The sequence below is a fragment of the Hydrotalea flava genome, assembly GCF_001623405.1.
Taxonomy (GTDB): domain Bacteria; phylum Bacteroidota; class Bacteroidia; order Chitinophagales; family Chitinophagaceae; genus Hydrotalea; species Hydrotalea flava.
In genome coordinates this window covers 1-3746 of the sequence record NZ_LUHG01000018.1, presented here as the reverse complement: position 1 = coordinate 3746, position 3746 = coordinate 1, and the positions used below count along the sequence as shown (strand labels likewise).

2 protein-coding genes are annotated in these 3746 nt (G+C 37.3%); both read right to left on the bottom strand.

The window, feature by feature from the left end:
- Positions 1–251: 251 nt before the first annotated feature.
- Complete coding sequence (locus A0F92_RS00745) at positions 252–2273, bottom strand: copper-translocating P-type ATPase (protein WP_068240631.1); 2022 nt, start codon at positions 2271–2273, stop codon at positions 252–254.
- A gap of 296 nt (positions 2274–2569) precedes the next feature.
- Positions 2570–3550: an NAD-dependent epimerase/dehydratase family protein gene (locus tag A0F92_RS00740; protein ID WP_068240629.1), complete on the bottom strand. Its 981-nt coding sequence runs from the start codon at positions 3548–3550 to the stop codon at positions 2570–2572.
- Positions 3551–3746 lie beyond the last annotated feature (196 nt).

Below are 3746 nucleotides of genomic sequence, written 5' to 3'. Positions count from 1 at the left end.
TATTTTAAGCAAAGATAAAAGTTTCTTATTTAGGAAACAAAATTTTCTGGTAAATTTTTACTTATCAAATTTTATATGTCAGAATTGGTTTTCGATAGCGGTCGGAAATGCTGACGCACAACGGTTCGGGGCTACACGCAGTGCGGGCTTTTTAGCACTACACTTTTTGTTTAGCACTGCACCCCGCATTGTCGTGTAGCCCTTGTTAGCGGTTCGTGCTTCTTTTCTGCGTTTGAGTATATTTGAATTTCTCATGTTAGCCGCCTTTTCAGAAGCTGTGCATTTATAGCTACTACAATAGTGCTTAAACTCATTAACACAGCACCAATTGCGGGACTTAACATAAATTCCCACTTGTATAACACACCTGCTGCCAATGGAATTGCGAGTATATTGTAGCCCGCAGCCCACCAAAGGTTTTGTATCATTTTGTTGTAGGTCGCTTTACCAAATAATATTAAGTTAGCAATGTCTTTTGGGTCAGAGTTTACAAGTATAATGTCTGCGGTTTCTGCTGCCACATCAGTTCCCGAACCAACTGCAATACCAACATCGGCTTGTGCTAAAGCAGGAGCATCATTCACGCCATCACCTGTCATGGCAACATATTCGCCTTTATCCTGAAGCTCTTTTACTTTTTCTAATTTGTCATGCGGCAATACATTGGCTAAAAAGCCGTCCATTTTTAATTCATCGCTTACTTTCTTTGCCACTTTTTCGTTGTCGCCTGTAAGTAGTAAGTTTTTAATTCCTGCTTCTTTAAGAATTTGAATTGCTTCAAAAGAACTTTCTCTTATCTGGTCGGAAAATGTAAAATATCCTGCAACGTCTTTGTTAATCAAAATGTAAACGACTGTCCCTGTAAAATCCGTATCTCTTTCGTTGATATTGATGTTTTGTTCTTTCAGGTAATTCGGGCCTACTACCTTTATTTCTTTTCCTTCTACGTTTCCTTCTAATCCTTTTCCAGGCAGGTAATTGAAATTTTCTGATTTTGGAATATCGATTTTCAATTCCTTTACTTTTCGCAATAAACCCGCAGCGATATAGTGTTCAGAATGTTGCTCTATACTTGATGCCAAACGAAGCAATTCCTTTTCATCAAACCCTCTGTTTAGCACTTTTATTTCTTGTAATTCATGCGAACCTTTGGTAAGCGTTCCTGTTTTGTCAAAGATGATAGTTGTTATCAATCGAGCATTTTCAAAAGCTGTTCTGTTACGAATGAGCAAACCTTTTTGTGCTGCGATTGAAGTTGAAATTGCTACCACCAAAGGAACTGCTAAACCCAAAGCATGAGGACAGGAAATAACCATTACTGTTACCATTCTTTCCAATGCAAACACAAACGGAAAACCTAAGAGTAACCAAACAACAAGTGTAATGACACCACCGCCTAAAGCAACAAAAGTCAAAACCTTTGCGGCACGGTCGGCAAAGTTTTGTGTCTTGGATTTTATTTTTTGTGCATCCTCAACCAATTTCACAACTTTGTTCAGATAACTGTCTTTGCCTGTGCTGACAACTTTTATTGTGAGTGAACCATTGCTGTTAACTGCTCCGCCAATTACTTTGCTATCTTTTTCTTTTTTGACAGGTTTGCTTTCGCCTGTTAGCATACTTTCATCAACATAGCTTTCACCTTCCGTTACTATGCCGTCTACCGGAATTTTTTCACCCGGCTTCACCATTACCATATCTCCAATTTTCAATTCACTAACCGGCATATCATGAATGTGTCCGTCCTTAATGTGATGTGCCATTGATGGCATCATCTTTACCAATAATTCTAAAGAACGGGAAGCTCCTAATACTGACTTCATTTCAAAGTAATGTCCGATAAGCATTATGTCTATCAGGGTTGCCATTTCCCAATAAAAGTCCATTCCCTGCAAACCAAAAGTGATAGCGACACTGTAAGCCCATGCAACTGTAATTGCAACGCCAATCAGTGTCATCATACCAATGGCGTTATCATTTACTTCGTCATATAAACCTTTCAGAAAGGGATAACCGCCATAAACAAAAATAAAAGTGGAAAGAGTTGCTAATACATATTTGTCGCCTGCAAAAGAGAATTCAAATCCCAACCACTGTTGTATCATGTGCGACAATGCAAGCACAGGAATGGATACAAGTGAACAGATTATAAAACGCTTCCAAAAATCAGAAACATTGTGACCTGCATGTTTGTCGTGTCCAACTGCACTGTGTTCGGTATGGTTGCCATGCTTGTGGGTGCTTTCGATATGCTTATGCTCTGTGTGTTCCATATTTTTTGTCCGTTAATCTATCATTTATTGTGTCGTCTTAGCATGACCGCTAAAGTGGCGGTATGGTTAGTAAGGGATTGCTGGCTTTTCACCTATCAAGTTACAGCGAAATTTGGTGTGGATTACTATGCCCCGAATACCACTGAAACCCTTATTAACTATACCGCATGTTAGGCATAGTTATTTTCAAAATCATCTAATAATCTATTGATTGCTGATTAATTTTATTTTAAAAAAATCTGGAACCTAAAAAATAACCTTTTAAGCTAAACGCTTGTTTTCTCCAAATGTAAAGATTAAAATGATTCATATTTCATTTCTCGTAATCCTTCCACTTCTGAAACAACAGGGCTGTATTTTAATTCGTGCTTTATCTTGTTGATGTTATACTTTCTACTCATTGCAACAAAAGCCACATCAAACCTGGTAATCATAGGGGCTTTTTTTATGTTTAGTGTTTTCCGTATCAATTCAATAATAATGGCCAAAAACAAAGCCAACCATTTAGGAATACTTTTATCTGGCGGATTGATATTTCGGGTTTGTATCAACTTAGTCAGAAATGAACGAACTGTTTGTGGATAGTCATCTGTAACAAAATAGATTTCTTTATCCTTATTTTGTCCGTTTAATATGGATAGGTAAATAGCATGGGCGACATTATCAACGTGAACCATTTCAAACCAGGATTTTCCTTTGTCAATCCACATAAAATCATTGGATTTTATTTTTTCAATTATCGTATCAAGGGCTTTTACACCCTTCCCCCAAATAAATGTCGGGCGAAGGATAATGCTTTTCATTTTGCCCTGTTGATTTAAAATAAATTTTTCAGCAAGCATTTTTGATTTCCCGTAATAGGAATTGGGCTCTTTGGGATATGGCTCCGTTTCATCAATGTCTATTAAATCTTTTTTATCTTGTAAAACACTTTCCGAGCTGATATAAATAAATTGGGAAACATGATGTTTTTCTGATGCCAAATAAAGGTTTTGCGTAGCCTCAACTATTCCTTTTTGATACTTCTCCCAAGGTCCCCAAAATTCAACCGGAGCAGCCAAATGAATAACAACATCAACATCTTTGAGAACATTTTCCCATTCCCGGATATTTTCTAATGAACCTTCTATGGGTTTTACTCCGTAATTCAGTAATTTATTTTTAGATGATTCAGAACGAGCAAGACCCAGCAATTCAAAATTTTCTTTTTTGAGTTTTTTAATGACTGCTTGCCCTAAAAAACCCGTCCCACCTGTTATAAACACTTTTTTCTTCATAATGATAACTCCAAAAATATTTTATATATCAAAAAAATTACTTTTTTTGTTTAGTCAATTATGCCTAACGTTTTGCATGTTGCCGCAGTTGGCGACTTCGGAGCACTTCACTGTCAACCTGCGCAAAAGTTTGATAGGAGCACTCAGCTTCTATTTTGCATGTCACCGCCAATTGCGGCAACATGCTGTTACTGGC

Bases quoted from the DNA above. Each gene is read 5' to 3' on its own strand.
- A0F92_RS00745 (WP_068240631.1), bottom strand. From the start codon at position 2,273: ATGGAACACACAGAGCATAAGCATATCGAAAGCACCCACAAGCATGGC.
- A0F92_RS00740 (WP_068240629.1), bottom strand. From the start codon at position 3,550: ATGAAGAAAAAAGTGTTTATAACAGGTGGGACGGGTTTTTTAGGGCAA.